We start from the raw sequence: 17,487 nt of genomic DNA on the forward strand, positions 1-17,487 counted from the left end.
GCGGCTGCGCCGCCTTACTGCGTGGCAGCCGGCTTCAATGCCGCCTTGTCCGTTTCGCTGGACCACACCTTCATGGTCTGCACCGCCAGCAGCTTGCAGCCGGCGGCGGTGTTCACGTAAGTGCGCATGAACTGATAGCGATTGCTGCGCCAGGTCTTGCCGTCTGCGTTCCAGGCATCCACCGTGCTCTGCCCGCGCAGTACCACGGTATCGCCGAGCACTTGCGCCTGCACGCCGCTGGTGGTGCGGGCTTTCGGTATGCTGGCTGGATTCTTCGCCCGCGCCACCATGGCCGCCTTGTCGTCAATGGACGAGACCAGGTTGTGCACCCAGACGAAATCGTCGGCCAGCAGGTTCTCCAGGAACGCAGCATCGCCGATGCGCATCGCCTCTTCGTACTGCGAGTCGCGGGCGACCAGGTCCGCAACAGGCAGGCACGGGGCGGCTAGCGCGGCCAGGGGCAATGCAGCGAGCAATGACAGCAGTAATGCGGATTTCATTGAGCTATTCTAGCCGGTGGACTTTGAAATCGGTGATTTCCTGCCGCGAGTGCGTGGTGCGGAAGCCGAAGTGCCCCGAGCGCAGCGGTTCTGGATCGCGGTAGGTGAAGTACGCTTCGCCGTCGACCAAGATGCGCGTGCAACCCCGGTAGACCGAAATGTCGATCTGGTACTCGCGGTTGGGCAGCAGCAGGTGCTCGCTGTCGGCCAAGTCGCCGAGCAGCACGCGCTGGCCCTTGCCGTCGTACTTGCGGAAGCGGGTGGTGGTGTTGCTGTTGCCGCCCATGCCCATGTAGTACAAGCTCAACGCGTCGTACTGGGCAAAGGTGCCGTCGCGGGTGAACAGATTGGCGTTGCGCGGATCGCTCGCCATCCAGAACTGGTTCAGGTCGGACAGGCGGTCATTGGCGCCGCCACCCACCAGCATCTTGCGGCGGTAACTGATCTGGATGTCGCCGGACAGGCTGGGCTTGAACCATACGGTGGCGTCGCCCGCCACATCGATGGTCAGCTTGCCCTGCGCTGCGGCGATGGTGGAACCGGGGGCGGCGCGGTACTCGGGCACCCATTGGGCCAGGCCTTGATCGAAACCGTCCGCATGCAGCAGCGCGCCGGGCTTGCCCCAGTTGGTGCATTCCTGCGCGGCGCCTGAAACCGGCGCGGCCAGCGCGGCCAGTGTCGCCAGCATTGCGGCTGCGGCGGAGCGCACGGTCATTGCGGCGCCTTGCCGGCGGGCGGCACGGCCCTGCCCTGCGCGGACAGGTAGGGCGCGGCCGGGTTGCGCGGCAGGCCGTTCAGCGCCGCGATCACGCTGCGGGCGTTGAACTGCGCGCCCGCGTCGTTGGTGTGGGTACGGGCGTCCGAGAACAGGCCCGCGACCGCCGCGGCGCCGATCTGCCGGTAGCCGTCGCTGACCACCATGGTCAGGTCCGCAAACTGCGCGCCGCCCGCCGCAGCCACCTCGGCGTCCCACTGCGCGAAGGTGGCAAAGTCGCGGCCCTGCTCCCAAACGTCCTTGTGCGGCACGGGCGACAGCAGGACCACCGACGCGCCCTTCGCCCTGGCGTCGGCCACATACTTCGCCATATACCAGCCAAAAGTATGTACCTGTTCCTTGCTGCCGTCCGCCCTGGTGTCTTCCACGGTTTCCGGGCCGGTGCCCTTGCCGGACGCCCTGCCCTTCATGGCCGGATCGCCGATGCGGCCGCCGTCGTTATGGCCGAACTGGATCAGCACCACGTCTCCCGCCTTCATCTGCGCCATGACCTTGTCCCAGCGGCCTTCGGTCAGAAAAGTGCGGCTGCTGCGCCCGCCGATGGCATGGTTGACGACATTGACTTTGCTGGTGTCGAAGTACGGCGCGATGCGTTCGCCCCAGCCGAACATGCCGTTCGAGCCGCCGCTGCGCACGGTCGAGTCGCCGACGATGAAGACATTCGGCAGCGCCGGATCGCGCGGCACATCGGCGCGCACCTTGGCGCCGTCCACCACCGGCCGCTCGTCCTCGGCGGGGGCGATATCCGCCGCCTTGGCGCTGAAGGCCGACTGCACCACCGGCAGCCGCAGCGCTTTCAACCCGGCCACCACCAGCCGCGCGTTGAGTTCCGCGCCGGCCCAATTGGTGTGTACGCGCTCGTCAGGCGTCACCAGCGGGAACAGCTTCATCACCGCGTCCCGGCCCAGTTCATCGTACTTGCGCGCCGCCATTTCATTCAGGTCGATGAAGCCAACGCGTTCCTGGCGCGCCACTTCGGCGGCCCAGCCGGCATAATCGCCCTTGCCACGGCCGATCTTGCCCTCCGCGTCCCACATCTTGCGCGGAATCGGCGAGCAGATGACGGGCGTTGCGCCCTTTGCGCGGATCTCGGCGATGTAGCGGCGCAGATACCAGCCATAGCTGCGCACCGTTTCATGCTTCCCGGTGAGCAGGTTGTCGATTTCCTGGCTTTCCTCTCCCACGCCCTTGATGGTGCCGCGCGCGCGGCTGGTGTCGTTGATGGCGCTGGAATCGTTGTGCCCGAACTGCATGACGACCACGTCGCCGGCTTTGATAAAGGGCAGCGTGCGCTCCCAGTGGCCGCCGCTGATGTAGGTGCGGCTGCTCAAGCCGCCGATGGCGCGGTTCACCACGTTGATCTTGGCGGGGTCGAAATAGGCGGCGATCGGATTGCCCCAGCCCCACTGGCCTTCCTCGCCCTTGCCCTGGCCGTCGTCGCGGCCATTGCGCACCGTGGAGTCGCCTATCAGGATCAGGGACGGCAATGCGGCGTTGGCCGGTTCCGGCAGCTGCGGGCGCGCTTGCGCCGGGTCGGTGTTGACGGCGGCCGGCAAGGCGCTCTGAGCCAACGCCGACGACGATATTGCGATGCAGCAGACCAGGGTGGATGCGGCGTGGCCCAGCGCCTTCAGGATTTTGTTCATGGTCACAATTCTATGCGATGAATTTCACAGTCCGCGCCTGGCTTGCAAAGAATCAGGAAGATGAGCAATCGCGCCGCTAAAATGCGCACACAATCGAATTCCCGCAACCTGAAATCAGTTACCAATGAAAACCAGATTCCTCATGCCAGCCGTCGCCGCGATCCTGATGGCATGCGCCTTCAGCGGCACCGCGCACGCGCAGATCGGCAAGCGCTTCCCGTCCGAGCGCAAGGTGGTGAAAGATCCCGTCACCGGCACCATGCTCACCTTCCTGACCAGCAAGCCGCATGGGGACTCGAAAATTTATCCCACCCACCCGCAGTGGACCTCCGACGGCCAGTGGGTGGTGTTCAGGTCGCGCCTGGCGGAAGGCGAGGCGCTGGCGGTGAACGAGAAAACAGGCGACATCGTCCAGGTGAGCGAAGGCGGCTACACCGGCATGCTGAACCTGGCGCGCAAGAGCATGAAGCTGTACTTCATGCGCCCGGACAGCACCAAGGGCCGCCTGCAGATCGTGGAAGTGGACCTGGCGCGCCTGTTCGCCGACAGCGCTGCCGGCACGCTCAAGCCTGCGGCCACCTACCAGCGCGTTGCAGGCACCACGCCGCTGGGCATGGAGGCCGGCGGCGACATGGCGCTGGACGCGGACGAAGAATGGGCCTACTTCCGCGTGGGTAAGGAGGAATCCGCGAAGTACCTGGCGCCGGGCGTGAAGCCCGAGCAGCCATTCGGTCCCCGCGGCATGGGCGCCGGCCCGAACGGCATCGCGCGCATGAACGTCAAGACAGGCGAAATCAAGCACGTGGTGTCGGTGCCGTTCCAGATCGGCCATATCCAGGCCAATTTGTGGAACCCGGGTGAGATCGTGTTCTGCTGGGAGACCGGCGGCAAGTCGCCGCAGCGCACGTGGACCGTCAAGGCAGACGGCAGCGGCTTGCGGCCGTTGTACCCGGAGGCGCCGTATGAATGGGTGACGCACGAGGCGGTCATCTCCAAGGACGAGGTGGCGATGGCCATCATGGGCCACCGCAAGATTCCAGATGGCGCGGGCGGCGTGGCCGCGCCGGCCACCGGCGTGGGCGGCGCGAATCCGGGCCAGGATGCGGCTTGGGGCCCGTCCGGCACGCGCGAGAAGCCGACCGGCCTGGCCATCGTCAACATGCGCACCCGCGAAATGACCATCGCCGGGCAAACGCCGTCGGGCAGCGGGTTGTGGCACGTGCACGGTTCGTCGGACGGCCGCTGGGCGGTGGGCGATGACTTCAGCCGCAGCGTCTACCTGATCGACCGCAAGACGCGCGAGATGATCATGCTGACCACCGGCCACAAGGACACCGCCGCCGACCATCCGCACCCTACTTTCAATGCGGACGGCACCAAGATCGAGATCCAGTCGGCCATGCTGTCCGAGGACGGCCGCTCGATGAACATCGTCATCGTGCCGGTGCCGGAGGAATGGCTGAAGCGGAAGTAAGCCGCTTAGTCGAGCTGGGTCAGCGTTACGCGGCGCAGCTCGTACGGCGCGCCTTCCAGCTGGAAGCCTATGCGGCCGAAAGCCGGCGTGGCCCCGGTCACCTTGTTCTGCGCCACGCCGTTGACGCTTACTTCCACCGTGCCGTCGCGGCTGACGATGTCGGCGCTGTTCCACTGGCCCGCCGGCAGTTCGCTGTCCGCAGCCGTGCGGGCCTTGATGACGGGCGAGGCGCCGGCCGCACTGGTGGGCGGCTCGGCGAAACCGTAGCCGGCCATCGGCAACAGGTCGCCAGTGCTGCCATTCTTGGTCTGCACCTGCAGGCTCACCGGCCATACGCGGTCCATGGGGCCGGGGCTGATGTGCAGCAGTACGCCGCCGTTGCCCGGCTTGCCGCTCCAGCGCCACTCGACGTGCAGACGGTAGTTGCGGTAGCTGGCCGTGGTGGCCAGGAAGCCCGACGGCTGGCCGGTGGACGCCACAACGCCATCCGGCAGCATGGTGAAGACACTTGCCAGCGGCGTGTCCGGCGTGGTTTGCAGCTCCCAGCCCGAGAAGTCCTTGCCGTTGAAAAGGTCCGCCGCAGCAGCCTGGCCAGCTATCAGCATGGCCACTCCGCAGATTGCCCGCAACCTCGTTTTACGATTACTCATCTCTGTTATCCTTTCCAACATCATGAAAAAACTCATACTCGTCACGATGATCAGCTGTATCGCCGCGCTGGCCAGCGCCAATCCCGTGATTCCCCTCTGGCCCGAAGGCGTGCCCGGCGCCCGCGCAGGCATCGGCGCGGAGCAGCTCAAGGAAGGCCGCATCTCCAACGTCAGCGAGCCTACGCTCACGCTGGTCGGCCCGGCGGTGGACCGCCCCAACGGCACCGCCGTCATCATCTGCCCCGGCGGCGGTTATGTGCGGCTATCAGCCGACCGCGAAGGCACGCAGTACGCGAACTGGCTGTCCGGCCTGGGTGTGACCACCTTTGTGCTCAAGTACCGCATGCAGGAATTCGGCCACCCCGCGCCGCTGCAGGACGTGCTGCGCGCCGTGCGCCTGGTGCGCTCGCGCGCCAAGGAATTCGGCATCGACCCGGCGCGCATCGGCGTGATGGGCAGCTCGGCCGGCGGGCATCTCGCAGCCAGCGCAGGCACGCTGTTCGACTTGCCCGCGGGCCGCACTGGCGCCGCGCTCGATGGCACCAGCGGACGGCCGGACTTCCTGATGCTGATGTACCCGGTGATCACCATGGAACCGCCGGCGGCGCACATGGGGTCGCGCCAGGCGCTGCTCGGGAAAACGCCCACGGCCGAACTGGTGACGCAGATGTCGCTGGAAAAGCAGGTCACCGCCGCCACGCCGCCCACGCTGCTGATCCACACGCAGGAAGACCAGTCGGTGCCGGTTGAGAACAGCATCCTGTTCTACCAGGCGCTGACCCGGGTCCGCGTGCCGGCCGAGATGTATCTGTTTGAACGCGGCGGGCATGGCATGGGCATGAAGGACGGCCTGGGCACCTCGTCCGAGTGGCCGCGCCGCGCCGAAGAATGGCTGCGCGCACGCGGACTGCTGGCGAAGAAATAACGTCAGGCGAAGTGGAACATCTGCTCCAGCGGCCATTCGCGCGGCCGGTTGCCGGGTTCCACTTCCATCAGGTCGGCCATGTAATCCCACCAGCGCCGCATCACTTCCTTCTGCGGCAACTCGGCGATCTTATTGTCCGGCCGCAGCTTCAGCACGGCGAACAAGTGCAGCGTCTCCTCGTCGAGGAAGATCGAATAGTCGTAAATGCCGGCCTCGCGCAGTGCGCTGGCCAGGTCGGGCCACAACTCGTCATGCCGGCGGCGGTACTCCTCCACCGTGCCCGGTTTCAGTTTCATGCGGAACGCGCGTATCGTCATTTTTTTGCCGCCATCTTCTTCAGTTCGGCCGCAGCCAGCAGGAAGCCGCCCACGCCGTAGTTAAAACTGGACGCGGGCCGGTAGAACGCCGGTTCCGCACCTGTCTGCTGGATGCCGCCCAGGCGACCGTCCGCGTACACGCTCTTCAGGATGCCGGCCCATGCGCGCTCGATCACCGGGCGGTAGGTCTTGCCGTCCAGGTAGCCCTGGTTTACGCCATAGGCCATGCCATACACGAACAGCGCCGAGCCCGAAATCTCGGGCAGCGGATAGGTGGCAGGATCCAGCAGGCCGGCGTGCCATAGGCCGTCCGGTCCCTGGATTTTCGCCACCGCCGCCGACATTTCACGCAGCTGCTGGATGTAGAACGGCCGTTTCGGATCGTCCGCAGGAATGTAGTCGATGCTGCGCGCCAGCCCGCCCAGCACCCAGCCTTCGCCGCGCGACCAGAAGATCTTCTTGCCGTTTGGCTCAGTCTTGCCGATGTAGCTCGCGTCGCGCGCGTACAGGTGCTCCTGCTTGTCGTACAGCAGGTCGTAAGTCTTCTGCCATTGCTCGTGCACGTAATCCAGGTATTTGCGTTCGCCGGTGACCTTGTACATCTTCAGCCATACCGGGGGCGCCATGAAGAGCGCGTCGCACCACCACCATGGCAGGCGGTCGTCGCCGGGCTTCAGCGTTGTCAGGCTGATCAGGATGTCCAGCTGGGTGCGGGTTGCCGCCAGCTTTTCGGGCGACGGGTCCAGAGCGTACAGCTCAAGGTAGGTCTGCGCCACGCTGATGTCGTCCGCGTTCGGGTACGGCGTGCGCAGCTCCCAGTTGAAACCCTTGGCCATGGTCAGCATGGCGTTGCGGTATTTCGGGTCGCCGGTGGCTTCGCTGGCGGCCATGAAGCCGGTGAACAGCACGGCCGAGGTCCAGATCTTGTCCAGGTGGCGCATGGTGCGCTCCAGCTGCCAGTCGGCTACCTTTCGCAGCGCCTTGTCGATGGCGGAAGGCTGCAGCGCGGGCGACAGGTCGGTGGCCAGGGGGCCGCCGTCGGCGGGCGCGTCGCCGAACTTGCGGCTGGTGTCCTTGTCCACGATGGCCTGCTGGGCCGGCGTGGGCAGCGGGTAGTTCTGCTGCGCGGATGCAATGCCAAATGCTAGCCCCAGGGAGATGAAAAGTGCGGTCTTCTTAGCCATCAGGTCTTGTCCTGTTCTTCAAAGCTCTTCTTGGATGGGTCTTCCACTTTGCGCGCCTGGCGCACCACGGTGGCGCCGGCAGGCAGGCCGCGCACGGCGGCGGCGTCTTCCAGCTCCACCGGCGCGGTCAGCGCCAGTTTCACGTCGGTGAACTGCCAATCCTTCACGTCATAGATATGGCCACCCTGCCTGGCCTGGATATCGATGTTCTTCAGGCTGAAGCGTTCCAGCGGCACTTCCTTGTAGCCGCTCACCTCGAACGCCGTGGTGGCGCCGGTGGCCTTGATGTTCCAGATGCTCACGTCGTGGAAGTAGGCGCGGCCCTTCTCTTTCGGCACCGGCGTGGCCAGCACTTTCCAGTACGGCGGATACTCCTTGATCTCCGGTGGGATGGTGGCGTAGCTGTAGCTCGGGTTCCAGTTCATGGTGATGCGCATGACGACCGGGATGTCGGTCATCTTGAAATCGTGCAGGCGCAGGTTCTCGCCGAAGCCGCCACGGGTGTGCGCCGACTTGAACAGGATACCCACCGGAACATTGCCGACCACGGTGATGTTGTAGGCTTCGATATTGCGGAAGCCTCCCGCCGTTTCGCTGCCGAAGGTGAGCCCGGCGGCGCCGTCGCGCACGATGGAGTCGCGTATCACCACGTCTTCCGTGGTGCGGGCCACGCGCTGGCCGTCCGAGTCGCGCCCCGCTTTCAGGCACAGCGCGTCGTCGTTGACGGCGATGTCCGCGTTCTGCACCAGGATGCGCTTGGACGAGTCGATGTCGATGCCGTCGGTGGAAGGTCCGCGTCCGCCCTCGTTGTTGCGGATCACAACGCCGTCCACGGTCACGTCGCTGGAGTAGCAGATGTGCAGCGTCCAGAAGCCGGAGCGGCGCAGCAGCAGGCCGCCGCCCACTTTCACGTTGGACGAGTTGAACACCTGCACCAGGCGCGGACGCTGCGCGTCATAGTCCGAGGCCCAGCGCAGGCCGCGCGGCTCGTACTCCTTGCGCAGGGTCCAGTAGCTGTCCCAGAACACCTTGCCGTCGCCGTCGATAGTGCCTTCGCCTTCGATGACGGCGTTCTTCTGCTCATACACATTCACCAGCGCGGCCGGCCAGCTCATCTCGATGCCTGCGATGCGGGTCGGCATCACGGGGTAGTCCTTGATGTTCTGCGAACCGAGGATGGTGGCCCCCTTCCCCACGTTGAGCGTCACGCCGCTCTTGACGAAGATCGAACCGCTCAGGTATATCCCGGCCGGGAACACGACGCGGCCGCCATCCTTGGCGGCCGCATCGATGGCGGCCTGGATGGCCTTGGTGTTCATGGTGGTGCCGTCGCCCTTGGCGCCGTACTTGTCCACGCTGTAGTCCTTGGCGCTGGCGCCCGGCATGGCCAGCGCCATGGCGGTTGCCAGCACGGCGGCCAGCGCGGCCTGTATCCATCTTGCTTGCATGTTGTTCCTCATTTGATCTGCTCCGACAGCAGGCGCACGGGGCCGAGCATGCCGGACGGCTTGGGCTCGATCAGGTGCGTGTCCTGCGGCACGAAGCGCTGGCCGTAGCGGGCGGACAGCAGGCGGTAGTCGGGGCGTTCCTGGCCGGCCAGACCGTTCAGCGCAAGATTGGCGACGCGAACTTCGATACGGTTGCTGCCTGCTTTCAGCCATGGCGTAACGTCGATCTGGTACGGCGGCTTCCAGACCGAACCTGCGCGCTGGCCGTTGATGTACACCACGGCGGCTTCACGCACCGGGCTTTCCAGCATGGCGCGCATGCCGGCCGGTACTTTGGGCGTGCTGTCCAGCGGCGTGCCGGGGCCGAAGTCCAGCGTGACGCGGGAGCCGTCCTGCGGCGCTGCGGGCAGGTTGACGTCCTTCGTGTAGACGCCTTCGCCGGAGTAGTAGCGTTTTGCCGGCGTGTCGGTCCAGGAACGCAGCCCGGGCATGGCCTGCGGCTGGGCGCCGGGGAAAGCCAGCTGCCAGTCGCGGCTCAGGTCCGCCAGCAACGTCGGCGCGGCCGCAGCAGGCGTTCTGGCGGCGCCGGCGGCCATGCCAGGCACTGCCGCTTGCGCCGCGTCGGACAGCACCAGCACGCGGGACTCGTATGGCGCCAGGGTCAACGCAAAGTTCGGCTTCACGTTGGCCGGCGTGATTTTGCCGTCCTGCGGATCCCACCACGCAGCCGAGCGGCGCGTGTAGCCCAGCGTCGCCGTGGTGCGGACTTCGCGGTTGCTGGTGTTGGCGATGAAGTAGATGTCGCCGTCGGCCAGCTTGCGGCGGATGTAGCCGACGTCGGACTGACTGGACGCCAGTCGCAGATCGCCTGGCAGCGCTTTCTTCAGCGCGCCGCCCACGGCAGCGTCGTCCGCTACTACCTGCACTTGCGCACCGGAGGCGAACAATGCCTTCGAGGCGGCGGCCACCTGGTCACTGATGCGCGCCGCATCGGCATAGCCGGGAGCCAGCGACGGCGTGCTGCCGACGGCGATGATCTTGCCGCCGCCGCGCACGTAGGCCTGCAACTTGGCCAGCACCTCCGGCGCCAGCCGCTTCACATGGGGCATCACCAGCACCGGATGCTTCACGCCCAGCGCCAGGATGGATTCCGCATCGACATAATCGAGGTTGTGGCCTGCGTCGAGAATCTGCTCGGTCAGCAGCGGCGTGACGTGCTTGTGCATTTCGGCCGACAGCGACACCTTGGCCGGCTTGAGCGCGGCATAGACGTCGTCGTTCGGCAGCAGCACCGCCACCTGGTTGGCCGGAAGGCCCTGGCGCAGCAGGTAGCTGGTGCGCTGCAGGTAGGCGTTCACGTCCGGCATCACGTTCCACCATGGCTGGTGGTCGTTGAAGACGGCGGCGGCGTAAAAGGCATAGCCGGGTTCCTGCGCGCCGGGCGGCGTGTACGGCCAGCCGTGGCCGACGAACTGGTTCACGCCCTGCAGCAGCATGCGGTCGGCCTCCACCTTCATGTCCAGCGGCGTGGCGCTGAAGGCGGGCGAATTGAGCCAGGTCCAGGTCTCGGCGGAAACCACGGGCCGGTTGTACAGGTGGCCGGCTGACGTGGCCAGCCGCGTGAACGAGAAGCTGCGGAACTGCGGCCCCTCGCCTTCCGGCAGCGCCACCAGGCGGTTGCTGGACATCGAGACGGCCGGCTCGCCGTAAGTCTGGGAGCGGAACTGGGTGCGGTGGGCGGTGGCCCAGTCGTTCAGCGGGGTCAGATAGCGTTCGTTGACCAGTTCCGTTTGCGTGAGCGCCCAGTCGCGGCGCAGCGCGCCGGCGTTCGGCCCCTCGCCGCTGTAGACGGCGGGCAGATGAGGCTTGAGATCGTAGCCACGGCGGCGCTGGAACTCGGCCAGGAAATCGTCGGTCCAGTCGGTGCCGTAGACTTCCAGGCTATCCGAGAACACGGCGTACGGCGGCTTGTCGCCGAAGGCCTTGAGCAGCGGCTCGCCAACGGTGTCCAGGTGATGGTCGATGGCGGTCCGGCTCAGGTGGTCGAGCACGAAGCCTTCGGCGCCCAGCGCGGCGCGCTTGACCTGCTGGCCGGTGCGGCTGGCGATGTAGTACACGGCCACGCGGGCCTGGGAGGATGGCGCGGCGGAAGCGCGGCCTGCGCCTGCTGGTTTGACGTCCTCCGGCCCGATCAGGCGCAGCCTGGTGGCGTCGTACTGCTTCTCGGTGCCTTCGCCGATGAAGGCGGCCACCAGCTTTTCGCCGCTCATCACGGACGGCAGCGGCCAGGATTCGGCGTGGGCGGGAATGGCGACGGCGGCTACCCGCATGCGGCTTGCCGCCTCGGTGACCGGCACGTTCGGGCCGCCGTAGGGCCAGCCGCTGGCCAGCGTCATGTCCACCCGCAGTTTCTGCTCGTGCGCTTTCACGTTGACGAAGCTGACCGCGTCGAGGAACTCAGGGGAAAGATAGGGAACGTTGCGGATGCCGCGCGCCGGGTCGTCCAGTTCCATGGGGTAGACGGGCTGGATTTCGAACCCGCCGAAACCGCCCGCCTTCATGGCCTGCATTTCGCGCTCCAGCTGCGATTTGACCACGTTGGGGCCGAACCACCACCAGCGCACCATGGCTTTGGCGTCGTCCGGCGGAACCGCCAGCCGCGCCGCCACCTCGGCCACGCGGTTGAACCGCACCGGTGCGGGCGGCACGAACGCCTTGGCCGCTCCAGCCGCAGCGCCTGCGGCCGCTGCGGCACCAGCGCCGGCCGAGGCAAGCGCCCCGCCGGCCGCCACGGCAGCCACGGTGGCGGCCACCGCCGCAGCGAGCCATGTTGAGGAAATGTTACGCGTAGCCGCCGTCCTGCGCATGGTGCGCTTGCTCATCGATGGGCTCCGGCGGGCGTTTAAACGATGCCGCTGCTGCTGGCGCCTGCCTTTGCCGGACGCGCTTCGGCCGCCTTCTCGCGGTAGCCCGATGCGCGGTAGCATGCCACCGGATCGATGGCGCCGCCCGAACGCACGCGCGCCATGGCCAGGATGGCGCTGACGTCGGTGCGGTAGGCCTGCTTCAGCGCCTGCGCCGATTGCAGCGCGTCGTTGTTCGCCTGGTACTGCTTGAGCGCTGCGCGGTCCACCAGCGCTGCCTGCACGGCGGCGCGCTGCACTTCGGCGGCGCTGTTCATCAGGCTTTCGATCGGATCGGTCACGTTGTGCGACTGGTCCAGCATGTAGGCCGGGTTGAAGCTGGCGCCGTCGCGCTGCTCAGCGTCCGCCAGCTCATTGAAGACCAGGAACAGCTGGAACGGGTTGATGCTGCCCGAATCCAGGTCGTCGTCGCCGTATTTGCTGTCGTTGAAGTGGAAACCGCCCAGCTTGCCGAACTGCGCCAGGCGCGCCACGATCATCTCGATATTGGTGTTGGGCGCGTGGTGGCCCAGGTCGACCAGGCATTTCGCTTTCGGGCCCAGCTGCTGCGCGCAGGCGAAGCTGGTGCCCCAGTCGGCGATGGTGGTGGCGTAGAAGGCCGGCTCGAACAGCTTGTGCTCGATGTACATCTGCCAGTCGTCCGGCAGCGCGGCGTAGATGCCGCGCGCGCTGTCCAGGTAGCGCTCCAGCGCGCCGCGCAGGTTGTGCTGGCCGGGGAAGTTGGCGCCGTCGCCCACCCACACGGTCAGGCCTTTCGAGCCGAGCGCCTTGCCCAGTTCGATGCATTCGATATTGTGCGCCACGGCCTGGGCGCGGGTGGCCGCGTCCTGCGAGGTCAGGCTGCCGTATTTGTAGCTGTGTTCCTGGCCCTGCTGGTCCTGGAAGGTGTTCGAATTCACCGCGTCGAAGCCCAGGCCGTAGCCCTCGGCCTGCTGGCGCAGCGCCGCCGGGTCGGTGGTCTTATCCCACGGGAAGTGCAGCGACACGCTCGGCGTGGCGCGCGTGAGCTGGTGGATCACGCCGCAGTCTTCCATCTTCTCAAACACGTTGCGCGGCTCGCCCTTGCCTGGGAAGCGCGCGAAACGCGTGCCGCCGGTGCCCACGCCCCAGCTCGGGAGCGCTACCGCGAAGCGCTGCGCAACGGCAGTCAGCTTTTCGATATCCTGGCCGCGGCGGGCCAGCACGCCGGCCAGCGCGTCGTAGTCGGCTTGCAGGTTCGCCTGCAGTTTTGCGTTGTGTTCGGCCACGCGGCCGGCGTCGATCAAAGTGCTCATTCCAGTCTCCATCTGTTCTTATGAAGGCAGGCATGCAGCGCATGCCTGCCGAGTTGCTTGGCGTTGCCTGGCGCGTTAGCGGGTGAAGGCGGCCGCGTTGCCGGCATCCACGTTCAGGATGTTGCCGGTGCTCTTGCCTGCCTTGTCGCTGGCCAGGAAGTACACCGCCTCGGCGATGTCCTCCGGCAGCACGCTCAGTTTCAGCATGCTGCGCTGGCGGTAGAAATCCTCCACGTCGTCCGCGCCGATTTTATTCGACTGCGCGCGTTCCTGCTTCCATTTTCCGTCCCAGATGCGGGAACCGCGGATCACGGCGTCGGGATTGACCACGTTGACGCGGATGCCGTGCGGCGCGCCTTCCAGCGCAATGCAGCGCGCCAGGTGGATTTCCGCCGCCTTGGCAGTGCAGTAGGCCGAAGCGCCGGCCGATGCCACCAAGCCGTTTTTGGACGCCACGAACACCATGCTGCCGCCCAGCTTCTGCTGCTTCATGATGCGGAAAGCGGCGCGGCTGGCCAGGAAGTAGCCGGTGACCAGGATGTCCTGGTTGCGGTTCCAGATTTCCAGCGTGGTTTCGTCCAGCGGCGCCGACGAGGCGATGCCGGCGTTGGAAACCAGCAGGTCGATGCCGCCGAAACGCAGCGCCGACGCGTTGATCACGTCCTCCACCGCCTGCTCGCTGGTGATGTTGGCGACGATGCTGCCCACGCTGTCCTTGCCTGCGGCCTTGGCCAGGTCCTTGTGGGCCTGCTCCAGCGCTTCGCCGTCGATATCGGTCAGCATCACGCATGCGCCCTCTTGCAGCAGCTGGCGGGCCACCGCCTGGCCGATGCCGCCGGCGCCGCCGGTGACCAGCGCGATGCGGCCGGCCAGGCTTTTGGGCTTCGGCATGCGCTGCAGCTTCGCTTCTTCCAGCAGCCAGTATTCGATGTCGAACGCTTCCTGTTCCGGCAGGCCGACGTAGGTGTCTACGCCGTTTGCGCCGCGCATCACGTTGATGGCGTTGACATAGAACTCGCCGGCGATGCGCGCGGTGGCCTTGTCCTTGGCGAAGGACAGCATGCCCACGCCGGGAATCAGGTAGATGATCGGATTGGCGTCGCGCACGGCCGGGCTGTTGTCATGCTTGCAGCGCTCGTGGTAGGCGCGGTAGTCGGCGCGGTAGGCTTCCAGCTGCGCGTCGAGGCCGGCCACCAGGCCGTCGAAGTCCGGCTTGGCCGGATCGAAGTCGATCACGAACGGGCGGATCTTGGTGCGCAGGAAGTGGTCCGGGCAGGAGGTGCCCAGCGCGGCCAGCGGCGCCAGGTCTTTGCTGCAGACGAATTCCAGCACCGTGTCGCTGTCGTCGAAGTGGCCCAGCTTGTACTCGTCCTGGCTGATCTTGCCGCGCAGGACAGGCATCAGTTTCGCTGCCAGCGCGGAACGCGCTTCGGCCGCCAGCGGCGTGGTGCCGGCGCCGCCGAACACCGGCTGCTTCACGTTCGCGGCCAGCCATTCCTCGGCGCGCTTGATGATGTTGAGCGTGGTTTCGTAGCAGCTCTTGGCGGTGTCGCCCCAGGTGAACAGGCCGTGGCCTTCCAGGATGATGCCCTTCAGCTGCGGCTGCGATTTCGACAGCGCTTCCAGTTTCAGGCCCAGGTCGTAGCCGGGACGCTGCCACGGCAGCCAGCCGAGTTCACCTTCGAAAATCTTGGCGGTCAGCGCTTCGCTGTTCTTGCAGGCCGCGATGGCGATGCAGGAGTCCGGGTGCATGTGGTCGACGTGCTTGCGGTCGATGTAGGCGTGCAGCGGGGTGTCGATACTGGCGGCGCGCGGGTTCAGGTTGAAGGTGCAGTGCGGCAGGTAGGCCACCATCTCGTCTTCCAGCGCCAGGCCGCGGTAGCGCTGCTTGAGCGCCTGCAGCTTGTCCATGTACAGGGTCGAGAAGCCGTCCAGCTTGATGCTGCCCAGATCGCCGCCGGAGCCTTTCACCCACAGTACTTCCACCTGTTCGCCGCTGAGCGGGTCGGCCATCATGACCTTGGCGGAGGTGTTGCCGCCGCCGAAATTGGTAATGCGCAGGTCTGAACCCAGCAGGTTGGAGCGGTACAGAAGCAGTTCCGGCTCGCTCATGGCGGCGGCCGCGCTGTCATTCCATAGGGAAGCGATCGGTTCTTTCTGCTTCGGGTCTTTCATTTGCTGATCTCCGTTGTGGGGTATGTGTGACTTTTTGCCTTCGCGGCAACTGCAATCAGTAGAAATCAGCGGGGTATGGGGTGTCAATGCGGAAGCAATCAACATGATGACTAAGAACGAAATAATCATATCGTTGATTGGAATGTGCTCGTTATGCTGCAATGCGGCGGAAATAATCAAGTAGTTGAGCGAAGCCTGATTGACTGGTCAGGCCAAAATGATTAGTCTCTATCGTTAATAAAGTGATCACCTGGCACCGCCGGCGGATAAAACCGGCGGGCGAACTTGAGTAGACACAAAATAAGAGGAGACAGAAATGGTAAATCACAAGCGCCGTAAACGTTTGTTGAAGCTGCTCGCCGAACATAATACGGCTAGCGTGCCTCAACTGGTCGAGTGGCTCAACGCCTCGCCTGCTACCGTCCGCAGGGACATCAGCTGGCTGGCCGGCCGCAATCTGCTTACCCGCACGCGGGGTGGCGCAACCAATCTGCAACAGAAAAAGCGCGGTTTCCCGCTCACCAGCGAAACCTTCCAGAACAACATTCAATGCTACGCCGAGCGCAAGCGCGCCATCGCCCGCTACGCCGCCGGCATGTGCACGGAGGGCGAAACCATCATCATCAACGGTGGCACCACCACCTTCATGATGGCCGAGTTCCTGGTGGACCAGCACCTCAAGATCCTCACCAACTCCTTCCTCATGGCCGAGCGCCTGCTGGTATCGAGCGAGAACGAGATCATCCTCCCCGGCGGCAAGGTATACCGCGAACAGAACGTGATCCTCAGCCCCTTCGACAACGACATCACCCAGCACCACTACGCGGCCAAGATGTTCATGAGCGTGTATGGCCTGTCGCTGCTGGGACTGATGGAGGCCGACCCGCTGCTGATCCAGGCTGAGAAGCGCTTGATCAGCCAGGCCGAAGAATTGATCGTGTTGGCCGACAGTTCCAAGTTCCAGAAGAAGGCCGGCCTGATCCTGTGCGGCTTGAACCGCGTGTCCACGGTCATCACCGACACCCACGCCTCCGATTCGGCGGTGCAGCTGATGGAGCAGTCGGGCATCCGCGTGGTGACGGTGGAACCGGAAGCGATGCCGCCGCAGGTGAACACCCCCAACTACAACCCGGCGTTCGACTACCAGACCGCGTCCATGTACCAATCGGAGATCTCGCATTGAAGCTCAAGAACCTTGCAATCGCGGCGCTGGCCGCAAGCATGCTCGTTGCCTTTACCGGCTGTGAAAAAAAGCCGGAGAAGGTGCGCATCGCCATGGTGGTGAAAAGCCTGGGCAACGGCTTCTTCGACGCGGCCCACGCCGGCGCCAACGAGGCGGCAGCCCAGCTGAAGGATGTGGAGATCATCTACACCGGCCCCACCACGCCGAGCGCCGAGGGGCAGATCGAGATCATCAACTCGCTGATCAGCCAGAAGGTGAGCGCCATCGTGATATCGGCGAATGACCCGGATGCGCTGGTGCCGATCGCGAAGAAGGCCATGGCGCGCGGCATCAAGGTGATCTCCTTCGACAGCGGCCTGGCGGCGGAAGGCCGTCTGATGCAGCTAAATCCCTCGAACGCCAGCCTGATCGGGCAGAAGCAGATCCAGATGGCGTCGGACGCCATTGGCGGCGCCGGCGAGATCGCCATCCTGTCGGCTTCCGCGCAGGCCACCAACCAGAATATCTGGATCAACGTGATGAAGACCGAGCTGGCCAAGCCGGAGTTCTCCAAGCTGAAACTGGTGGCCACGGTGTACGGCGACGACCAGTCGGACAAGAGCTACCGCGAAGCCATCGGCCTGCTGCGCAGCAATCCGAACCTGAAGGCCATCATCGCGCCGACCACCGTGGGCATCAACGCGGCCAGCAAGGCCGTGGTGGACGAGCACCTGGTGGGCAAGGTGTTCGTGACCGGCCTGGGACTGCCGTCCGAAATGGCGGGCCACGTGAAGACCGGCGCGGTGCGCGAGTTCGCGATCTGGAATCCGATCGACCTGGGCTACGCCGCCACTTACGCGGCGTACGACTTCGTCAAGGGCGCGCCGAATGCGAAGGCAGGCGGCTCGGTATCGGCCGGCCGCATGGGCACCATCGCGATCGACGCGGGCGGCGAGGCGGCCATGGGCGCACCGTTCACCTATAACAAAGAGAACGTCGACAAGTTCTCCAAAATCTTCTGACGCGGACGCAG

14 protein-coding genes are annotated in these 17,487 nt (G+C 65.5%); 4 read left to right on the forward strand and 10 right to left on the reverse strand.

Features of this window, described 5'->3' with window-relative positions; all coding sequences use genetic code 11:
• Window positions 1-14: 14 nt before the first annotated feature.
• The 3 genes from AC56DV_RS31290 to AC56DV_RS31300 are packed head-to-tail and all read right to left on the reverse strand — an operon-like array spanning window position 15 to window position 2,921.
• Window positions 15-500: a nuclear transport factor 2 family protein gene (locus AC56DV_RS31290; protein ID WP_496318096.1), complete on the reverse strand. Its 486-nt coding sequence runs from the start codon at window positions 498-500 to the stop codon at window positions 15-17.
• A gap of 4 nt (window positions 501-504) precedes the next feature.
• Window positions 505-1,215, reverse strand: a complete 711-nt coding sequence (locus AC56DV_RS31295; RefSeq protein ID WP_496318097.1) for a DUF6250 domain-containing protein — start codon at window positions 1,213-1,215, stop codon at window positions 505-507.
• Window positions 1,212-2,921 carry a rhamnogalacturonan acetylesterase gene (locus AC56DV_RS31300; protein ID WP_496318098.1) on the reverse strand — a complete coding sequence of 570 codons (1,710 nt, stop codon included), beginning with the start codon at window positions 2,919-2,921 and terminating at the stop codon, window positions 1,212-1,214. The genes AC56DV_RS31295 and AC56DV_RS31300 overlap by 4 nt, the downstream gene beginning before the upstream one ends.
• A gap of 142 nt (window positions 2,922-3,063) precedes the next feature.
• Here AC56DV_RS31300 and AC56DV_RS31305 point away from each other — a divergent pair, with 142 nt between their 5' ends.
• Window positions 3,064-4,395: a TolB-like translocation protein gene (locus tag AC56DV_RS31305; protein WP_496318099.1), complete on the forward strand. Its 1,332-nt coding sequence runs from the start codon at window positions 3,064-3,066 to the stop codon at window positions 4,393-4,395.
• A 5-nt stretch (window positions 4,396-4,400) separates the two neighbouring features.
• Here AC56DV_RS31305 and AC56DV_RS31310 read toward each other — a convergent pair whose 3' ends face one another.
• Complete coding sequence (locus AC56DV_RS31310) at window positions 4,401-5,000, reverse strand: 3-keto-disaccharide hydrolase (RefSeq protein WP_496318100.1); 600 nt, start codon at window positions 4,998-5,000, stop codon at window positions 4,401-4,403.
• Between the two features lie 67 nt (window positions 5,001-5,067).
• Between AC56DV_RS31310 and AC56DV_RS31315 the strand changes: the two genes are divergently transcribed.
• Complete coding sequence (locus tag AC56DV_RS31315; protein ID WP_496318101.1) at window positions 5,068-5,970, forward strand: alpha/beta hydrolase; 903 nt, start codon at window positions 5,068-5,070, stop codon at window positions 5,968-5,970.
• 2 nt (window positions 5,971-5,972) lie between these two features.
• On the opposite strand, the gene AC56DV_RS31320 is transcribed toward AC56DV_RS31315, so the two are convergent.
• The 6 genes from AC56DV_RS31320 to AC56DV_RS31345 form a co-directional block, all read right to left on the reverse strand.
• A complete protein-coding gene (locus AC56DV_RS31320) occupies window positions 5,973-6,266 on the reverse strand; it encodes an L-rhamnose mutarotase (RefSeq protein ID WP_496318102.1) in 294 nt (97 codons plus the stop codon).
• A gap of 17 nt (window positions 6,267-6,283) precedes the next feature.
• On the reverse strand, window positions 6,284-7,471 hold the full coding sequence (locus AC56DV_RS31325) for a glycoside hydrolase family 88/105 protein (RefSeq protein ID WP_496318103.1): 1,188 nt from the start codon (window positions 7,469-7,471) through the stop codon (window positions 6,284-6,286).
• On the reverse strand, window positions 7,471-8,931 hold the full coding sequence (locus AC56DV_RS31330) for a glycoside hydrolase family 28 protein (RefSeq protein WP_496318104.1): 1,461 nt from the start codon (window positions 8,929-8,931) through the stop codon (window positions 7,471-7,473). The genes AC56DV_RS31325 and AC56DV_RS31330 overlap by 1 nt, the downstream gene beginning before the upstream one ends.
• Window positions 8,928-11,801 (reverse strand): glycosyl hydrolase, encoded by a 2,874-nt coding sequence (locus AC56DV_RS31335; protein ID WP_496318105.1) that lies wholly within the window; start codon window positions 11,799-11,801, stop codon window positions 8,928-8,930. The genes AC56DV_RS31330 and AC56DV_RS31335 overlap by 4 nt, the downstream gene beginning before the upstream one ends.
• A 20-nt stretch (window positions 11,802-11,821) precedes the next feature.
• Window positions 11,822-13,117, reverse strand: a complete 1,296-nt coding sequence (rhaI, locus tag AC56DV_RS31340) for an L-rhamnose catabolism isomerase (RefSeq protein ID WP_496318106.1) — start codon at window positions 13,115-13,117, stop codon at window positions 11,822-11,824.
• Between the two features lie 75 nt (window positions 13,118-13,192).
• Complete coding sequence (locus AC56DV_RS31345; protein ID WP_496318107.1) at window positions 13,193-15,292, reverse strand: bifunctional rhamnulose-1-phosphate aldolase/short-chain dehydrogenase; 2,100 nt, start codon at window positions 15,290-15,292, stop codon at window positions 13,193-13,195.
• A gap of 316 nt (window positions 15,293-15,608) precedes the next feature.
• Here AC56DV_RS31345 and AC56DV_RS31350 point away from each other — a divergent pair, with 316 nt between their 5' ends.
• The gene (locus AC56DV_RS31350; RefSeq protein ID WP_496318108.1) at window positions 15,609-16,475 is read left to right on the forward strand and encodes a DeoR/GlpR family DNA-binding transcription regulator; all 867 of its coding nucleotides are present in this window, start codon (window positions 15,609-15,611) and stop codon (window positions 16,473-16,475) included.
• Window positions 16,472-17,476: a rhamnose ABC transporter substrate-binding protein gene (gene rhaS, locus AC56DV_RS31355; protein WP_496318109.1), complete on the forward strand. Its 1,005-nt coding sequence runs from the start codon at window positions 16,472-16,474 to the stop codon at window positions 17,474-17,476. Before AC56DV_RS31350 ends, rhaS begins: the two co-directional genes overlap by 4 nt.
• The last annotated feature ends 11 nt before the right edge of the window (window positions 17,477-17,487 follow it).

It is taken from the genome of Massilia sp. BGA-UO-ETr-WB1, assembly GCF_059567845.1.

Excerpts from the sequence above, each read along its gene's own strand:
- AC56DV_RS31290 (WP_496318096.1), bottom strand. The coding sequence starts at position 500 with ATGAAATCCGCATTACTGCTGTCATTGCTCGCTGCATTGCCCCTGGCC.
- AC56DV_RS31295 (WP_496318097.1), bottom strand. The coding sequence starts at position 1,215 with ATGACCGTGCGCTCCGCCGCAGCCGCAATGCTGGCGACACTGGCCGCG.
- AC56DV_RS31300 (WP_496318098.1), bottom strand. The coding sequence starts at position 2,921 with ATGAACAAAATCCTGAAGGCGCTGGGCCACGCCGCATCCACCCTGGTC.
- AC56DV_RS31305 (WP_496318099.1), top strand. The coding sequence starts at position 3,064 with ATGCCAGCCGTCGCCGCGATCCTGATGGCATGCGCCTTCAGCGGCACC.
- AC56DV_RS31310 (WP_496318100.1), bottom strand. The coding sequence starts at position 5,000 with ATGCTGATAGCTGGCCAGGCTGCTGCGGCGGACCTTTTCAACGGCAAG.
- AC56DV_RS31315 (WP_496318101.1), top strand. The coding sequence starts at position 5,068 with ATGAAAAAACTCATACTCGTCACGATGATCAGCTGTATCGCCGCGCTG.
- AC56DV_RS31320 (WP_496318102.1), bottom strand. The coding sequence starts at position 6,266 with ATGAAACTGAAACCGGGCACGGTGGAGGAGTACCGCCGCCGGCATGAC.
- AC56DV_RS31325 (WP_496318103.1), bottom strand. The coding sequence starts at position 7,471 with ATGGCTAAGAAGACCGCACTTTTCATCTCCCTGGGGCTAGCATTTGGC.
- AC56DV_RS31330 (WP_496318104.1), bottom strand. The coding sequence starts at position 8,931 with ATGAGGAACAACATGCAAGCAAGATGGATACAGGCCGCGCTGGCCGCC.
- AC56DV_RS31335 (WP_496318105.1), bottom strand. The coding sequence starts at position 11,801 with ATGAGCAAGCGCACCATGCGCAGGACGGCGGCTACGCGTAACATTTCC.
- rhaI (WP_496318106.1), bottom strand. The coding sequence starts at position 13,117 with ATGAGCACTTTGATCGACGCCGGCCGCGTGGCCGAACACAACGCAAAA.
- AC56DV_RS31345 (WP_496318107.1), bottom strand. The coding sequence starts at position 15,292 with ATGAAAGACCCGAAGCAGAAAGAACCGATCGCTTCCCTATGGAATGAC.
- AC56DV_RS31350 (WP_496318108.1), top strand. The coding sequence starts at position 15,609 with ATGGTAAATCACAAGCGCCGTAAACGTTTGTTGAAGCTGCTCGCCGAA.